Below are 14,513 nucleotides of genomic sequence, written 5' to 3' on the forward strand. Positions count from 1 at the left end.
GTTAGTATAATCAATCCAACCTAATCTGATCCAGCGCTCTGTTCAGATCTGTTGCTGATTTATTTATATCTGACCTAAGTACATCGATCGGGATAGTTGCCAAGAGCTTAATTTCTCTGCCTCGCGAAGTTGTGCCTTCTTCGACGGACCAGCCGGAGGATAACAAGATACTTTGTGCATTACGGAGCTTGTCAGCCCAAAGCCGGCCCGCAGATCTATCAGTATATTCCGCTGCGGTGTTCGAATAATTTAATTCGACGTACTGACGCCTTTGACTACCTTTTGTAGTCAAAGTGCGACCAACTTTTAGTTCGCGCGAAAATGACTGCTCGTCACTATCAGTTTGGTATGGGGCCTGGACAGCGCGGCTCATCAATTCTTCGGCCCACACATCGGCAGTTATCGCGTCGTAATGCCCCTTCATCATGTTCTGAAGCATGTTGAGCTTAGTGCTTATTATACTTATGCTATCTCGCTGCTCATCGTCGGGACTAGTAGCCGAAATTATCATACGTTTTAGTCTTTCTGCAGAAGATCTCCATATATCGGTATGTAAAGGCCTGAACTTTTGATCGATTACTGTTTCCCAATCAGTTGACTTGCTCCCAGCGCTCGGGGGCGCCTGCTTGGTAAAGCAATAAAATAATGTCATTCCGACGCCATATGAGTCGATGTAAGTTCGTCTCGCGATCGACCCAAAACCGTTTTCGATTAGTTCTGGTGCATAAAATCCAGCCTCCTCGAGTTTCCCTGCTATAGTTTCTCCCTTCGCATTCACGTGCCAAGACATATCATAATTCAATAATATTGCCTGATATCTGTCAATTCCATAATCTATCGCCTCGATGTCAGACCATCCATATTCAGGTATCATTATATTCGATGGTCTAACATCTCTGTGAAGTACACCCTGAGGAAGATTATGACTGTATTTAAGATGATTGCACACATTTATTGCGATTGGCAGAGCATCCCTCCAAAATGAAAATTCTCTTTGCTGCACGATTTCCGACAGATTTTGCCCTTCTACGAAACTCATTACAAAAGAAGTGGGGATTTCTCTCGCCTCAATTAACTTTGGAGTGCCGGGAACTTCCGAGTTGGTGAGATATCTTAACGATTCAACCCCCCTTCTAAAACTATCTATTTGTGCGCCGGAATGAAGATTATCAATCTGGATTACTTTTAACGCAGCGTTGACTCCTTCCTTATTTCGAATTTTCCAAACATTGGAAAAATTCGATCGAGAAATTCTCTCTATGATTCGGTATCCGAAGAACGTATTATAGGGCTCATCTTCTGTGATATGCCATGACTGGTGAATTACCGGAGAATATTCTCGGAGAAAGGCTCTATAATCATCACTATTCGTATCATTTCCGTTTTTATCCAAGATGTTTTTAGCGTAAGAAGTCAATAGTGCTCTAGCTTCATCATCTTCCATCCCCCTTAGCTCGCGAACTGTCGGAATGGATATATTTGCATCCGCCGGAGGAACGACGGTTGGCGCTTTTTTATCTTTTGATACGTAGCTCTGTATATCGGAGAATATCTGAGCGAGTACCACCGAATGATTTTGTCGGCCACCGGGATCAAAATCAGGCTGATATCGAATTAGCTGTACACCGCTTCGCTGGGCCCAGCTGTGAGAACGCGCATCTCTTCGATCGGTGATCCAAAAATGGGGGCCAATATCTAGACCGGATGCAGTCAGATTCTCGAGAAAGCTTCCTGATGCAATATCATCCGCTGATATTCCAAGAAATATCACAGTCTTTGTCATAAAAATAAACTCGATAAATTTCTTGTAGTTATCTGTCTGAATAAGCGCCTCAATTTCATTTCTAGTAAAAACCCACGAAGCGGGGGCATCACGCTGTCCATGTAAATCAGCTATGAATGGCCGCCCATTGGATATAGCAGAGAAATACTCGTGTATATTCTTCCCCGTTGAATGTATTATTTCCTCATCGGATCTTATTTGTCGGTGAGATCTTGCGGAAAGTCCATCGATGTTAAATGAAAGAACTCCAGAAACATTTTTTAACGACCATATCATTCCGTATATATCAGGTATTTGCACCTGCCTTGTTGTGCCGAATACAGATTTTATAGACTCTCGGAAATCAGTATAACCAATTGCATCTTTGATATCTTGAAAAGCGTCCCATAAGTTCGATTTTATTTACGCTTGTTCAAGTCTTTGCTCTAATATCTTGCCGTTTTCCTCGTCCATAGTTGAGGCAGTTTCGAGCGCCTGAGCAATTATCTGTGTCTTTAATACTGGCCATACCGGCAGGCCGGCATCAGCGCTGGCTCCTGCTCCGACCCAAAACACGATCTCTCGCCTGCGCTCGGCATAGTGAGTGCGCAGATTTTGATACGATGGTTGGTCCAAATTGACGGGCAAATCCAAGCTCCAAACCTACCTAAGATAGTTGTGATACAAATCTTGAAGTTGCGCTAGCCCTCAAGAACCACCGCGTTGCAAGGAGGAGCCCTCATGTCCGATCGCATCGCCATGACGGCCAACACCGTCTTCCACAACCCACGCATCCAGAACGCGAAGGGCGGCCTCGTCGAGGCCGGCGACACGTTCGAGACCGACCTCGCCCACGCCCAGGACCTGGAGCGGCTCGGCCACGCGATCCCCCTGGCGGGCTCCGTCCTCGGGATCGCGCCCGCGCCCCTCGAACCGCACCACCAGGTCTCCGAATCCGCCCTGCGCGCCGACCGGGGGCGCCGCCGCCCGGCCGAGTCCGCGGCCGATCCGGCCTGACCGCTCCGCCCGATGGCCGTCACCGTGGTGACGCCGCCGGCGCCGATCGTCGCCCTCGACGACGCGAAGGCGCATCTGCGGGTCGATCACGCCGACGAGGACGCCCTGATCGGCGCCCTCGTAGAGACCGCGACGGCCTGGCTCGACGGTCCGGACGGCTGGCTCGGGCGGGCGCTGGGCGAGCAGGTGCTCGAGACCACTTTCCCGACCGAGCTGGACCCGGACGACCGGGTCTATCCGTGCCCGCCGGCAACCTGCCTGATCGACGAGACGCCGGACCCGGAATCCGGCACCGTCACGGTGCGCTACCGGGCCGGCTACCCGCTGCTCGACGGGCGCAGCACCGTCCCGGCACCGATCCGGCACGCGATCCTGCTGATGGTCGGGCACCTCTACGGCAGCCGCGACGCGGTCACGACCACGGCCGCGCAGCCGGCCGTCCTGCCCCTCGGGATCGAGGCGCTGCTCGCGCCCTACCGGGTCTGGGGCTGATGGATCCCGGCCGCCTCGACCGCCGGGTGACGTTCCGTCGCCGGACCGCCCTCGACGACGACCCGACCGGGCGGGGCGACTACGCCGACCTGTTCACCACCTGGGCGAATTACCGCCCGGCCGCCCTGCGCGAGGCGGTCCAGGGCGGCGGCGCCGTCAACGTCGCGAGCGGCACCCTGGCAATCCGCGACAGCGCCCGGGCGCGCGACCTCGTGACCACCGACCGCGTGACGCTCCAGGGCCAGGACTTCGACGTCAAGGGCGTCGGCCTGCCGGACCGGCGTACCGGCCTGATCCTCATGCAGATCGAGACGAGCCTGGGGGGCCAATGAGCGACGGACTCGGCGCGCCCCTCGGCCTCCTGGGCCAGGGACAGGCGGCCCTCGACCTCACCGGCGCGGCCCGCGGCTTCGACCGCGCGCCGGGCGCCCTGTCCGGCCTGCGCCTGATCGACACCGTCGCCGGAATCGTCGGCGTGGAGCGGATCTCCGGCCAGATCGCCCGCACCGCGGTGAAGCTCGCGCTCAGGAGCGACCACGCGAGCCGCGACGCCGCCGAGGCGATGGTCGACCTGATGCGCGGCCGCGCCCCGCAGGCGACCGGCCTGCTGCGCGCCGGGATCACGTACCGGCGCGAGGGCGGGTTCTACGTGGTCGAGGCCGCGGCCGACCGGGATGGCTACGACTACGCGCTCGCCGTGGAGGCCGGCCACCGCGCGGGCGGGCTCCACGCCGACGCGGACCTGTTCGCCGACACCACCGGCAGGGGCTTCACGCCGGCCCAGCCCGGTACGGGCGGCGACACGACGGTGCCGGCCGAGCCCTACTTCTACGATTCGGCCCGGGAGATCCTGGCCCAGTGGAGCGGCGCGCTCGGCGGCAGCTTCGGCGCGGCCGCCCGGGAGGAGGGGCTGTGACCGGCCCCGCATCGCCCCGGCCCCCGATCACTCCCGAGACCGCGTTCCTCGACGCGGTCCGGGCGCATCTGCGGGCCGACCCGGCCCTCGCCGCGCTGGTGGCCGGCCGGGTCTACGACGCCCTGCCGGGGGCCGAGCAGCGGATCGCGCCGCCCTACCTCTACGCCGGGCCGCTGCGCCGCCAGCGCCTCGACACGGCCTGCGGCGAGGCCTGGACGGTGCAGCTGCGCCTCTACGCGGTCTCGACCGCCTTCGGGCGGCACCAGGCCTGGGCGGTGATCGACGCCGCCGCGACGGCGCTGGCGGACCGCGAGCCGCCCGACTTCGCCCTGCCGCCGCCCTTCGCGGTCCAGCAGCCGCTGATCGTCACGCAGGCCGGCGACGTGGTCGACCCGCTGAACCCCCGTCAGGTCTTCCTCGACGTGACGACGATCGTCGCCCGCCTCGCCTCCGACTAGGGGAACCGCCATGTCCACGCCGAACTTCCTCGCGGGCAACCGCTACCGGGCCTACCGCAAGGGGCCGTCGGATGCCGAGTTCCGGTTCATCTGCCTCGCCGACACCAAGGAGCTGACCCGGACCAACGAGTTCGAGGACGCCACCGCGCCGGATTGCGACGATCCCACCGGGATCCCGAACCGCAAGAGCGTGGTGAAGTCCCGCTCCTGGACCGCGCGCCTGTCGGGCAAGGTCGACGCGCGGCGGATCCAGGCCCTGGTGCATGACGCCGACAGCGAGACGCCGATCCCCTACCAGTTCCTGATGGACCGGCCGGCCGCCCAGGGCGGCGGCACCTTCAGCGGCAACGTCTTCGTCGAGAACCTGCAGATCGGCTCGACCAATTTCGGGATCACGACCTTCTCGGCGCAGTTCCGCGGCGACGACGCGCTGGTCTGGACGCCGGCGGCGGCATGAGCGACGCGGACACCGCCCGCACCGTCGTGACCGCGCCCTTCGCGGGCCGCGAGCGGCGCTTCTGCCTGCGGCTCGGCGAGATCGCCGAGCTGGAGCGCCTGACCGGCACGGGCATCGGCGCGATCTTCATGCGGATCGGCGCCCACCAGTTCGGCCACCGGGACGTGTGGGACACGATCCGGCTGGGCCTGGAGGGCGGCGGCGAGGCCTCGGCCGCCGAGGCGACGGCACTGGTGATGCGCTACCACGGCGAGCCGCTGATGGACTTCCTGCCGCTCGCCGGCGTCATCGTGGCGGCCTGCGTCAACGGCGTGCCGCGGCGGGAGACGGATCCGGCGGGAAACGCACCGGCGGAGGGGCCGAGCGCCGACCCGGCGACCTCTCCGTCTTCGTCGCCACCGGGTCGGTCCTCGGCTGGACGCCGGAGGCGGTCCGGCGCCTGACCCTGGCGGAATGGTACGCGGCCCTGGACGGCTACAGCGCCGCCCACAATCCCGGCCGGCCGGCGGCCGAGATCGCGGACGCGGAATTTCTGCGGGTGCTGATGGAGGAGCAGGCGGCGGGGAGAGCCTAGCCAAACCATGCGGTGCAGTGTGCTGTAACGCGCCGGTATCGGCCAAAGCCGTCGAGGCCTGATCGCCACGATCGTGACCAAGTCAAAACATTTTATCCACGATCTTCGCTGAATAAGTTCATATTCGATACCACGAAAACAGCAATCCGTTGCTTTTCTGCCACCATCTGCCGCGCCAATGGAGATAGCATTCGCTAAAACCGCGTCGACGGGGGGCGAATGATGAATCGGCGGGGATTGCTGTCCGGCTTATCAGCGACAGGAGCCGGTGCCCTACTAACGAGCTGTCAGTCGATCGGTCCGATAGCCTTCTGCCCTGAAGATCCGCTGATCTCAGACCCGCTGACACCGCTGACCATCGACATCCATACGCACGTCTTCAACGGCAGCGACCTTCAGGTGAGTGCCTTCCTTCAAGACGTCGTTGCGCCCGACAACGAAGCCGCAAGATCGCTCGGTCCGCTCCTGCAGGAACTTGCCTGGACGCTGGCACCCTCAGGACGGGACGAAATAGCGCGCCTTGAACAGGTGAGCGCTGCTCTCAGAGCCTGCGGAACAGGAAGGAGTATATCCGATCTCGTCGCGGCCGATGGCCAGCAGCAATATGAGAAGGGCGTCATCGCGCTTCAGACAGCGAAACGAGCGCTCGTCGGCAGGTCGCGGGCTCTACGCGGTGAACGAATCAGCTCGGGTCTTCTACAAGAGATCGACAAGCTGCCACCAACCTTCGTTGAATTTAAGCGCACGTACCGCGGCGGCAATAGAGCACGCGATTTCGCGATCAACCCGCAAGGCGCCATGGATTTCATCATACAGAATTTTCAGTATCGGTATGTCACCACTTTTGACTATCTTCAAGAGTATTCAACCGGACGCGATCGCAAGATTGATCTTATGATCGCTCATTTGGTGGATTACGATTGGCCGCTCGGTCAGAGCGCCGGGACGATTACATCATTCCCTGATCAGTTCGCTGTGATGGAACGGATCTCGATTCTGACCGGTGGCAGGATCCACTACTTCGCCCCCTTCTGTCCTTTCAGAGAATCCGCCTTTCGCCTGGGCCTCTCGACGACGTCGTCTCTGGCTCTTGTCAAGGAGGCGATCGGCCGGCGCGGCGCGGTTGGCGTGAAGCTCTATCCCCCAATGGGCTTTGCGCCACTCGGAAACGCGCGGAAGGAGAATGAGGGTACGTGGACCGGCTCGGTCCCACTCGATAGCCGGTTGCAGCGCGCCGACATTGGCCAACTGCTCGATGAGTCGCTCGCATCGCTCTACGAATGGTGTCGGGCCGAGCAGGTTCCGATCATGGCCCATACATCGCCAACAAACCTCGCGAGCGCGAACTATGAAAAACTACTCGATGCGCGGTGGTGGGAACTCGCGCTCAACACTTATCGCGGCTTGCAGATCAACTTCGGCCATTTTGGCCAGACTAATCCGTCTGAAAGCGCCGACAGCCTGACGCGGGAGATGCAGTTCGCGAGCCTGATGAGTGCAGCACCCGGATCCCCCGGCCAATTCGCCTTCGCGGACTCTGCCTATTTTGCTGACATTCTTTCGCAACCGGTGGCGCTACGCGAAAATCTTCGGACAATCTTCAGACGGACCGCAGGGAAAGGGAACGCGGCGCTGGCTCAGCGCCTGATGTATGGAACAGATTGGGAAATCGTCCTCATCGAAGGTACCGCTCAGAAAGCCTACCTTTCGAAATTTCAAGCTGTCATCAATGAACTTTCAAAAGACCCAAATCTCGGAGTAACAGGTCGGCTGAGCGAGAATTTCTTCGGTCGAAACGCCGCGCGATTCCTGGGCCTATCGAAGGGCGCAGGCGGCTCCCGTTCCCGCATCGATGCGCTCTATGCGGGCCAAGGCGTTCCGATCCCGAATTGGATGAAGAAGGTAGACGCTCTAGCAATGAGCTCGACCTAGGACGAAGCCGCGGGTCCGCCGATTTTGTACGGCGTGCAGAACGCCATCGGTGAGAGTTCAGATTCGTGTGGCCGCGACAGCGATCTCAGCAGTCACATCCCGGATGCCGGCCTCTCGCCACAGTTTGTCTTCAAGGAAGAAAATCCAACTGTTGGTATGTTCGGAACGCCGCGCGCGAGCCTGTACAAGAGCGTGAGGGATTATTATAGCGCGAAAGACTTTGAAATTTGAGTCAAATAGCACAGCGGCCAGAAAATCGAAGGTGTGTTCATTGATTTTTCGAAACGCGCTGAGCTGTCGAGATGCTGCAGGGTTCTGAATTCTTCGGCCCTTGATCTGATAGCGTTGGCCTTGCGTGTCCTTCGCATCGTGTCCCGAGGCAGAGTTTTGCTCCAACGACCAATCGAAGGCCTTGGCGAACAGGAGTTCGGCATAGTCCCCGACGGGTGAGTTTCCGGTCCTGATAACCCCGCGTTTGCGAAGTTCGCTCATCACATCGCCATAGATTGCCAGCAGTTCCACTACCGAGCTTCGAAGGATGAAATCCTTCTGCGCCTGTGCCTCCAGTTCGAGTGGCTGAACTGCAAGAGAACTCGCTTCGGTCCGTGCGGGCTGTTCTGCGGGCCGTATGTCAGGCGCGGCCCGCCCGGTAGGATGATGGATGTTGCCGCCGTCGAGCGTTGCGTAGGCTCTCATGGCCGAAGCGCAATTGCTAACGCTGTTCTGTGCAACGCCGATCAGGCGCAAGCGCTGGACGATATTCGATATGCCCGGCGGCGTCAGATCACTGAAATCTAAATTGATGTTTAGTTCGCTCTCGACACGCCGGCAGTAAGCAACATAGCTATCGACTGATTTCGACGTCAGGCGCCCGTTGAGCGAGCGCCGGAATTCCGCCTCACGCATGCTTCAGGACCTTGCCACGTACGATGGATCCGCATCTACGAATGACATGGCGTAGCCGTTTCTGCCTATCTGTCATCCGCAGCGAGCGCCTAATCAATTGGACTTGGTCGCAGTCCGACTAAAGGCTGCAACAGGCCAAGGAGATGCGTCGGTTGTGGGCGTTTTCGAGGTTTTCGTCACTTGGTCCTGCGCGCGTCCACGAGTCAACAAGCCGGCCTCCAGGGCCGGACATCCCGGTATCCCGAGAGGACGCGTAGGCAAAGGCCGATCCCCTCGTCATCCGCTTCGCCGCCGACACGTCCCGCGCCCAGGACGCGATGGCGACGCTGGCGTCGCAGATCGTCGGCAACATGGCGTCGATCGGCGTGGCGATGTCGGGCGGGGCGGCCAACAGCAACGCCTTCGGCGGCGCGCTGGGCGGCCTCGCGCAGAATGCCGGCCGCGCCGCGGCCGCCGTCGGGCAGGACGTGCGGGCCATCGCCAGCGCCACGGCCGGCGCCGCCACCGCCGAGCGCGCCACGCTGGAGGGCGTCGTCCGCGCCATGGTCGGCGCGGCCGCCGGCTCGCAGACCGCCGGCGCCGCCGTCCGCTCCGGCCTCACCGCGACGGGCTCGACCATCACCGGCGTCGCCGCGCAGGTCCCGTCGCTCAACACCCTGCTCGCCGCCTTCCTCGGGTTCGAGGCGGCCAAGCTCGTCTTCGACAGCGTCGCGGCCTCGATCGACGCCGCCCGGGAGCACATCGAGGCCTATGTCCGGATCGGCCGCGAGGCCGAGCGCGTCGGCGTCGGCACCGACTTCTTCCAGCGGGCGACCCTGAACGCCGAGAAGCTCGGCCTGGAGACCCGCCAGGTGGTCGCCGCCCTGGAGCGCGCCCGCGAGGCGGCGTCGGTCCGGATCGGCGAGGGCGAGCACGGCGCCAACGGCTCCGCCTTCGACCGGCGGCTGGAGCAGAACGTCCGGGCCGGCAATCTCGGCCGCGCCGACCGGGAGGCCTACGACGGGGCCGGCGATCAGGAGGCCCGGATCCGGGTGGTGCTCGGCCTGATCGACAAGCTCCGGGCCGACCAGCGCGACCTCGCGGCCTTCGACCTCGCCGGCGCGTTCTTCGGCGGCGATTTCGAGCGCCGCCTGCGCGACGGCGTCGACATGACCAAGGCCCTGCGCGAGACCCTCGACAGCACCGCGACCACCGTCGCCGGCGTGCGCATCGTCGGCGCCGACGAGGTCGAGCGCGCCGCCCAGCTCGACGCCAGGGCCAAGGACATCGCCGACACCTTCGCCACCGCCCTGGCGCCCCTGCAGCGGGACTTCTCGAACGCGGTGCTCGACACCTACAGCGCCTTCCTCGACGTGGAGCGCGTCATCGCCCGCGTCGTGACCATCGCCATGGACCTGTACAACCAGGTCAAAGGCATCGTCGGGCAGGTCCGCGGACTCGTCGCGTCGATCCCCGGCATCGGCAAGATCGTCACCGCCGGCAACCCGGTCAGCTTCCTGACGGAGCTGGGCCGCGCCACCGGCGCGGTCGAGCCCGAGGCCCAGGGACCGCCGGCCCCGCTCACCGTCCGCGTCCGGCCGCACGGCCCGGACCGCTCGGCCGCCCTGCCGGCCCTGACGCCGCACCGCGCCCGCGGCGGCGGCGGCGAGGCGCGCGAGAGCCTGGACGCGGTCGAGACCCTGATCAACCAGCTGGAGAAGGCCCGCGACACCGCCAAGGCCGAGCTCGACAACGTCGGCAAGACCAATGTCGAGCGCGAGAAGGCCGTGGCGCTGGCCAAGGCCGAGGCCGCCGCCCGGGAGGACGTGAAGCGCGGCCGGCGCGCCGACCCGAACCTCGACGCCGACGAGCGCGCCCGGGTGCTCGGCGCCGCCGAGGCGATGCAGCGTTTCCGCGACCGGACCGAGGACGCCCAGCAGCAGCTGCGTCAGACCGCCGAGGCGGCGCGCGGCTTCGCCGACGCGGTCTCCAACGGCCTCGCCGACGCGATCGTCAACGGCCGGTCGTTCTCGTCGGTCCTGTCGGACATCGCCAAGCAGATCGAGCGCGGGGCCCTGCAGGCGCTCCTCACCGGCCAGGGGCCGCTCGCCGGCCTGTTCGGGACGGCCCCGGCGGCGAGCGCCGGCGGCAACGCCCTCGGCGGCCTCGCGGGCCTCGCCACCGGCCTGTCGGGCGGGGCCGGGACCGGGAGCTCCGCCGGCGGCCTCATGGGTGGGCTCATGGGCGGCCTGCTGGGCGGATCGGGCGGCGGGGTCGGCGGCCTCTTCGCCAGCCTGTTCCGGGCCAATGGCGGCCCGGTCTCGGCCGGCACGCCCTACACGGTCGGCGAGATGGGGCGGGAGCTGTTCGTGCCGGGGCAGGACGGCCGGATCGTCCCGCTCGGCCCCGCCGGGGCCGGCGGCCCGCAGGCGGTGGACAACAGCCGCACCTACACGATCGACGCCCGCGGCGCGCAGGCCGGCGTCGCCGAGCAGATCGCGGCGGCGCTCACCACCTACGACCGCGGCCTCGACCGCGCCCTCTCGGGCCGGGTCGACCGGTCCCGCGCCCGCTACGGCCCAGCCCGGTAGACGGCGCCCCGCGCGATGGCCCTGTTCGACGCCGCCGGACCGGCGGCGCTCGCCGGCGACACGATCACCGCGGAGATCCTGGTGGCCTTCGACTTCGCCACCGGGCCGGTGCGCGTCCATGCCGGCCACGGGCCGGTCGTGGCCGGGGGCGAGGTCTGGCAGGGGCTCGGCGGCCTGGGCGCGGTCTCGGACATCGAGGCGGCGGTCGGCGGCGTCGCCCCGGTCGTCACCTTCACCCTGTCGGGCGTCGGGCCGGAGATCCGGCAGGACGTGGTCAGCGCCGCCGCCACCGTGAAGGGCCGCGCCTGCGCGGTCCATCTCCAGCTCTACGGCGCCGACCTCGCGCCGCTCGGCGGCCTCCACACCCTGTGGCGGGGCGTGATGGACCGGCTGATCCACCGGGCCGCCGACGCGCAGACCTGGACGGCGCAGCTCACCGCCGAGACCCTGTTCGCCCGCCGCGGCCTGCCGCCCTTCGGCAACCTCACCGACCGGGATCAGCAGCGCCGCTACCCGGGCGATGCCGGCCTGTTCGACATCGCCGCGATGATCAACCGGAGACGGCCGTGGAATCCCGAGATCCCCGAGAAGACCTGAGCCCGGACCCGAGCCCCGATCGGGGCGACGCCCTCGGCGCCTTCCTGCGCGCGGCCGCCCGGGCGCCTTTCGCCTGGGGCGCGCGCGACTGCGCCCTGACCATGGCCGACTGGTGCCGGGCGGAAGCCGGCATCGATCCCGCCGCGCCCCTGCGCGGCCGCTACCGGACCGCCCGCGGGGCTTCCCGCCACGCGCGCCGCCGCGGCGGCCTCGAGGCGCTGGGCCGAGACCTCATGGCCGAGGCGGGCTTCGCGCCCACCGACGCGCCGGCGCCGGGCGATGTCGGGATCGTGCGCCACCCCGCGGCCGGTCCAGCCTTCGCGATCCGCTGCGCCCTCGGCTGGGCCGTGAAGGCGCCGGCCGGGATCGCGGTCGGGCCCTACCCGACGCTGGCGGCCTGGCGCCTCGCGCCGCGCGGGGCGCCCCGCTGATGCCGGCGGCGATCGGCGCCGCGCTGATCGGCGAGCTGGCGCTCGGCGCCACCGCGGAGCTCGTCGTCGGCTACGCCGTCCTGTCGGTCGGGCTAATGGGGCTGCAATACGGCGCCCAGGCCCTGCAGGGCGACCAGAAGCGCGCCGACCACCAGGTCACGGTCCGGCAGCCGGTGGCCCCCCGCCGACGCCCCTACGGCCGGGTGAAGTACGGCGGCGTGATCTTCGCGCTGGAGACGCGGCCCTACGGCGAGTCGAACCGGATCCTGGTCCGCGGCGCGATCCACTGCGTCGGGCCGGTGGCGATCGAGCAGTACTGGTTCGGCGACGTGCGGACGGGCCTGCCGGAGGGCGCCGGCGGCGTCGTGCCGGACCGGGTCTACCAGGGCAAGGTCGTGATCGAGGGCCATGCCGGCACCGAGGATCAGGCCGCCTCGGCCGCGCTCCTGACCCTGCCGTACTGGACCGAGGCGATGCAGCTGCGGGGCCTCGCCTACACGGTGGTGGTCGCCACGCCGCTCAAGCACGGCACGCAGATCTTCCCCGAGGGCGCGCCCGACGTGCGCGTGCTGGTGCGCGGCGCCGCCTGCTACGATCCCCGCTCCGGAGCGACCGCCTACACCGAGAACGCCGCCCTGGTGATCCTCGACTACCTGACCCACGCGAGCGGCTACGGCCTGGCGCTGGCGGAGATCGACCTCGCGAGCTTCGCGGCCCTGGCCGACATCTGCGACGAGCCCGTGCCGCTGGTCGTGCCCGATCCGAACGGCTGGACCCACGAGCCGCGCTACCGGTCCTGGGGCAGCTACGGCTACGACGAGGCCCGGTCCGCGGTGCTGGCGCGGCTGCTCGCGGCCTGCGACGGCGAGCTGTCCCAGGACGGGGAGGGCCGGGTGGCGATCCGCGGCGGCCGCTGGCAGCCGCCGGCCTTCACGATCACGGAAGGCATGATCCTCGGCTGGGAGCAGCTGGAGGAGGGCGACGAGGCCTACACGGCCTTCACCCGGATCAAGCACACCTTCACGTCGCCGTTCCACGACTACCAGCCGGTCGAGGGCGACCCGTGGGACGACCGCGCGGCGCAGGCCGCCCAGGGCGTGGTCGACACCGAGCGGGACTTCCGGCAGGCGCCGTCGCACGGCCAGTCCCGGCGGCTCGCCAAGATCGCCATGCACAAGGGCAACCCGCGCTTCCGCCTCACCGGCCTGCGCCTCGCGCCGGCGGGGCTGCCGGCCTACGGCGCGCCCACCGTGGCGCTGGCGCTGCCGTCCTTCGGGATCGACGCCACCTTCGCGGTGACCCGCGGCGCCCTGGTCCTGGCCAACAACGCGCTCACCGGCGTGACCCTCGACCTGATCGCCCTCGACGCCGCGGCCTACGCCTGGGACCCGGCCGAGGAGGGCCAGCGGCCGCCGCTGCCGGACAGCTGGACGTGAGGCCCGGATGGCCGACGCGCTGCCCTGGCCGGAGAGCCTCGTGCCCGCCGCCGAGAGCTGGGTCCCGCGCGGCGGCACGCGCAGCGGCGGCCAGAGCTTCGAGGGCAGCGAGCAGGTGGTCGCCTCGCCGACCGCCCGCTGGAAGGCGACCCTGAGCGTCCCCTGCGTGACGCCCGCCGCGGTCCTCGCGATGCGCCGCGTCCTCGCCCTCGGCCGCGCCCAGGCCTGGCGCGTCGGGCCGCTGGAGGTGACGCGGGCGCCCTGGAACGTCGACCTCGTGGGCGGCCGGATCACCCCAGGCCGGGCGGCGCTGCGCCCGGACGTCTACCGCGGCGACCTCGCCCCGGACCTCGACTTCCGTCTCGCCGAACCGGCGGCGGCGAACGCCACGGCGCTGCGCCTCGCCCGCCGGCGCGGCGGCATCCTGCAGCCCGGCCACGTGCTGGCGATCGGCGGCCGGCTGCACGTCGTCGTCGAGCTGCCCGAGGGCGAGCTGGCGGCGCCGGGGCTGCAGGGCCCCGCCGGCACGGTCGCGGTGGCGATCCGCCCCTGGCTGCGCGCCGACCACGCCGCGGGCACGCCGGTCGAGTTCGGCCGGCCGCGCGGGACCATGCGCCTCGCCGCCGACGACACCGGCGCGCTGGAGCTGCAGCTGTCCCGGCTCGGCACCGTGTCGCTCGACCTCGTCGAGGTGTTCTGACGCCGCCCGCGCCGGACCGGCGACCCCGCACGCACAGAGGCCCCGATGGTCACACGCCCGGTCGCCGGCAACGCCGCCGCGACCCTCGACAGCATCAACGCCCTCTGCGACGCGGCCGACACCGCCGCGGCGCAGATCGCGGCGCTGCAGCAGGGCGCCGCCGGGCTCCAGGCGGCGCTCGCGGCCGAGCCGCCGCTGCGCGCGGCCGCGATCGCCGACGAGGCCCGGGCCCGGGCCGCGGCCGACGCCCGCGAGGTCGAGGCCC

17 protein-coding genes are annotated in these 14,513 nt (G+C 66.3%); 14 read left to right on the forward strand and 3 right to left on the reverse strand.

Annotation, left to right across the window (positions count from 1 at the left end):
• Positions 1 to 10: 10 nt before the first annotated feature.
• Positions 11 to 2,083 carry a protein kinase domain-containing protein gene (locus ACLBYB_RS08965; protein ID WP_447698539.1) on the reverse strand — a complete coding sequence of 691 codons (2,073 nt, stop codon included), beginning with the start codon at positions 2,081 to 2,083 and terminating at the stop codon, positions 11 to 13.
• A 102-nt stretch (positions 2,084 to 2,185) separates the two neighbouring features.
• A complete protein-coding gene (locus ACLBYB_RS08970) occupies positions 2,186 to 2,416 on the reverse strand; it encodes a hypothetical protein (protein ID WP_447698540.1) in 231 nt (76 codons plus the stop codon).
• A gap of 87 nt (positions 2,417 to 2,503) precedes the next feature.
• Here ACLBYB_RS08970 and ACLBYB_RS08975 point away from each other — a divergent pair, with 87 nt between their 5' ends.
• From ACLBYB_RS08975 to ACLBYB_RS09010, 8 genes are all read left to right on the forward strand, one after another.
• Positions 2,504 to 2,779, forward strand: a complete 276-nt coding sequence (locus ACLBYB_RS08975) for a hypothetical protein (RefSeq protein WP_447698541.1) — start codon at positions 2,504 to 2,506, stop codon at positions 2,777 to 2,779.
• 12 nt (positions 2,780 to 2,791) lie between these two features.
• Entirely contained in the window at positions 2,792 to 3,271 is a 480-nt protein-coding gene (locus ACLBYB_RS08980; protein ID WP_447698542.1) for a head-tail connector protein, read from the forward strand.
• Positions 3,271 to 3,603, forward strand: a complete 333-nt coding sequence (locus ACLBYB_RS08985) for a head-tail adaptor protein (RefSeq protein WP_447698543.1) — start codon at positions 3,271 to 3,273, stop codon at positions 3,601 to 3,603. Before ACLBYB_RS08980 ends, ACLBYB_RS08985 begins: the two co-directional genes overlap by 1 nt.
• Positions 3,600 to 4,187, forward strand: a complete 588-nt coding sequence (locus tag ACLBYB_RS08990; RefSeq protein WP_447698544.1) for a hypothetical protein — start codon at positions 3,600 to 3,602, stop codon at positions 4,185 to 4,187. The genes ACLBYB_RS08985 and ACLBYB_RS08990 overlap by 4 nt, the downstream gene beginning before the upstream one ends.
• On the forward strand, positions 4,184 to 4,645 hold the full coding sequence (locus tag ACLBYB_RS08995; RefSeq protein ID WP_447698545.1) for a DUF3168 domain-containing protein: 462 nt from the start codon (positions 4,184 to 4,186) through the stop codon (positions 4,643 to 4,645). Before ACLBYB_RS08990 ends, ACLBYB_RS08995 begins: the two co-directional genes overlap by 4 nt.
• A gap of 10 nt (positions 4,646 to 4,655) precedes the next feature.
• On the forward strand, positions 4,656 to 5,102 hold the full coding sequence (locus tag ACLBYB_RS09000; protein WP_447698546.1) for a hypothetical protein: 447 nt from the start codon (positions 4,656 to 4,658) through the stop codon (positions 5,100 to 5,102).
• Positions 5,099 to 5,545 (forward strand): gene transfer agent family protein, encoded by a 447-nt coding sequence (locus ACLBYB_RS09005; protein ID WP_447698547.1) that lies wholly within the window; start codon positions 5,099 to 5,101, stop codon positions 5,543 to 5,545. The genes ACLBYB_RS09000 and ACLBYB_RS09005 overlap by 4 nt, the downstream gene beginning before the upstream one ends.
• Positions 5,546 to 5,895: 350 nt before the next feature.
• The gene (locus ACLBYB_RS09010; RefSeq protein ID WP_447698548.1) at positions 5,896 to 7,608 is read left to right on the forward strand and encodes an amidohydrolase family protein; all 1,713 of its coding nucleotides are present in this window, start codon (positions 5,896 to 5,898) and stop codon (positions 7,606 to 7,608) included.
• A gap of 57 nt (positions 7,609 to 7,665) precedes the next feature.
• Here the strand turns inward: ACLBYB_RS09010 and ACLBYB_RS09015 are convergent, their stop codons facing one another.
• Positions 7,666 to 8,514 (reverse strand): DUF6998 domain-containing protein, encoded by an 849-nt coding sequence (locus ACLBYB_RS09015; protein WP_447698549.1) that lies wholly within the window; start codon positions 8,512 to 8,514, stop codon positions 7,666 to 7,668.
• A gap of 317 nt (positions 8,515 to 8,831) precedes the next feature.
• Between ACLBYB_RS09015 and ACLBYB_RS09020 the strand changes: the two genes are divergently transcribed.
• The 6 genes from ACLBYB_RS09020 to ACLBYB_RS09045 all read left to right on the forward strand — a co-directional run.
• Positions 8,832 to 11,084 (forward strand): hypothetical protein, encoded by a 2,253-nt coding sequence (locus tag ACLBYB_RS09020; RefSeq protein ID WP_447698550.1) that lies wholly within the window; start codon positions 8,832 to 8,834, stop codon positions 11,082 to 11,084.
• Between the two features lie 15 nt (positions 11,085 to 11,099).
• On the forward strand, positions 11,100 to 11,681 hold the full coding sequence (locus tag ACLBYB_RS09025; protein WP_447698551.1) for a hypothetical protein: 582 nt from the start codon (positions 11,100 to 11,102) through the stop codon (positions 11,679 to 11,681).
• Complete coding sequence (locus tag ACLBYB_RS09030) at positions 11,651 to 12,112, forward strand: DUF6950 family protein (protein ID WP_447698552.1); 462 nt, start codon at positions 11,651 to 11,653, stop codon at positions 12,110 to 12,112. The genes ACLBYB_RS09025 and ACLBYB_RS09030 overlap by 31 nt, the downstream gene beginning before the upstream one ends.
• Positions 12,112 to 13,548 carry a hypothetical protein gene (locus tag ACLBYB_RS09035; protein WP_447698553.1) on the forward strand — a complete coding sequence of 479 codons (1,437 nt, stop codon included), beginning with the start codon at positions 12,112 to 12,114 and terminating at the stop codon, positions 13,546 to 13,548. Before ACLBYB_RS09030 ends, ACLBYB_RS09035 begins: the two co-directional genes overlap by 1 nt.
• Positions 13,549 to 13,555: 7 nt before the next feature.
• Complete coding sequence (locus ACLBYB_RS09040; protein WP_447698554.1) at positions 13,556 to 14,248, forward strand: hypothetical protein; 693 nt, start codon at positions 13,556 to 13,558, stop codon at positions 14,246 to 14,248.
• A 45-nt stretch (positions 14,249 to 14,293) separates the two neighbouring features.
• A partial coding sequence (locus tag ACLBYB_RS09045; protein ID WP_447698555.1) for a hypothetical protein occupies positions 14,294 to 14,513 on the forward strand: 220 nt, incomplete at its 3' end.

The sequence above is a fragment of the Methylobacterium sp. D54C genome, assembly GCF_053345595.1.

Coding starts and splice junctions, on each gene's coding strand:
- ACLBYB_RS08975 (WP_447698541.1), top strand. CDS start 2,504: ATGTCCGATCGCATCGCCATGACGGCCAACACCGTCTTCCACAACCCA.
- ACLBYB_RS08980 (WP_447698542.1), top strand. CDS start 2,792: ATGGCCGTCACCGTGGTGACGCCGCCGGCGCCGATCGTCGCCCTCGAC.
- ACLBYB_RS08985 (WP_447698543.1), top strand. CDS start 3,271: ATGGATCCCGGCCGCCTCGACCGCCGGGTGACGTTCCGTCGCCGGACC.
- ACLBYB_RS08990 (WP_447698544.1), top strand. CDS start 3,600: ATGAGCGACGGACTCGGCGCGCCCCTCGGCCTCCTGGGCCAGGGACAG.
- ACLBYB_RS09000 (WP_447698546.1), top strand. CDS start 4,656: ATGTCCACGCCGAACTTCCTCGCGGGCAACCGCTACCGGGCCTACCGC.
- ACLBYB_RS09005 (WP_447698547.1), top strand. CDS start 5,099: ATGAGCGACGCGGACACCGCCCGCACCGTCGTGACCGCGCCCTTCGCG.
- ACLBYB_RS09010 (WP_447698548.1), top strand. CDS start 5,896: ATGATGAATCGGCGGGGATTGCTGTCCGGCTTATCAGCGACAGGAGCC.
- ACLBYB_RS09015 (WP_447698549.1), bottom strand. CDS start 8,514: ATGCGTGAGGCGGAATTCCGGCGCTCGCTCAACGGGCGCCTGACGTCG.
- ACLBYB_RS09020 (WP_447698550.1), top strand. CDS start 8,832: ATGGCGACGCTGGCGTCGCAGATCGTCGGCAACATGGCGTCGATCGGC.
- ACLBYB_RS09025 (WP_447698551.1), top strand. CDS start 11,100: ATGGCCCTGTTCGACGCCGCCGGACCGGCGGCGCTCGCCGGCGACACG.
- ACLBYB_RS09035 (WP_447698553.1), top strand. CDS start 12,112: ATGCCGGCGGCGATCGGCGCCGCGCTGATCGGCGAGCTGGCGCTCGGC.
- ACLBYB_RS09040 (WP_447698554.1), top strand. CDS start 13,556: ATGGCCGACGCGCTGCCCTGGCCGGAGAGCCTCGTGCCCGCCGCCGAG.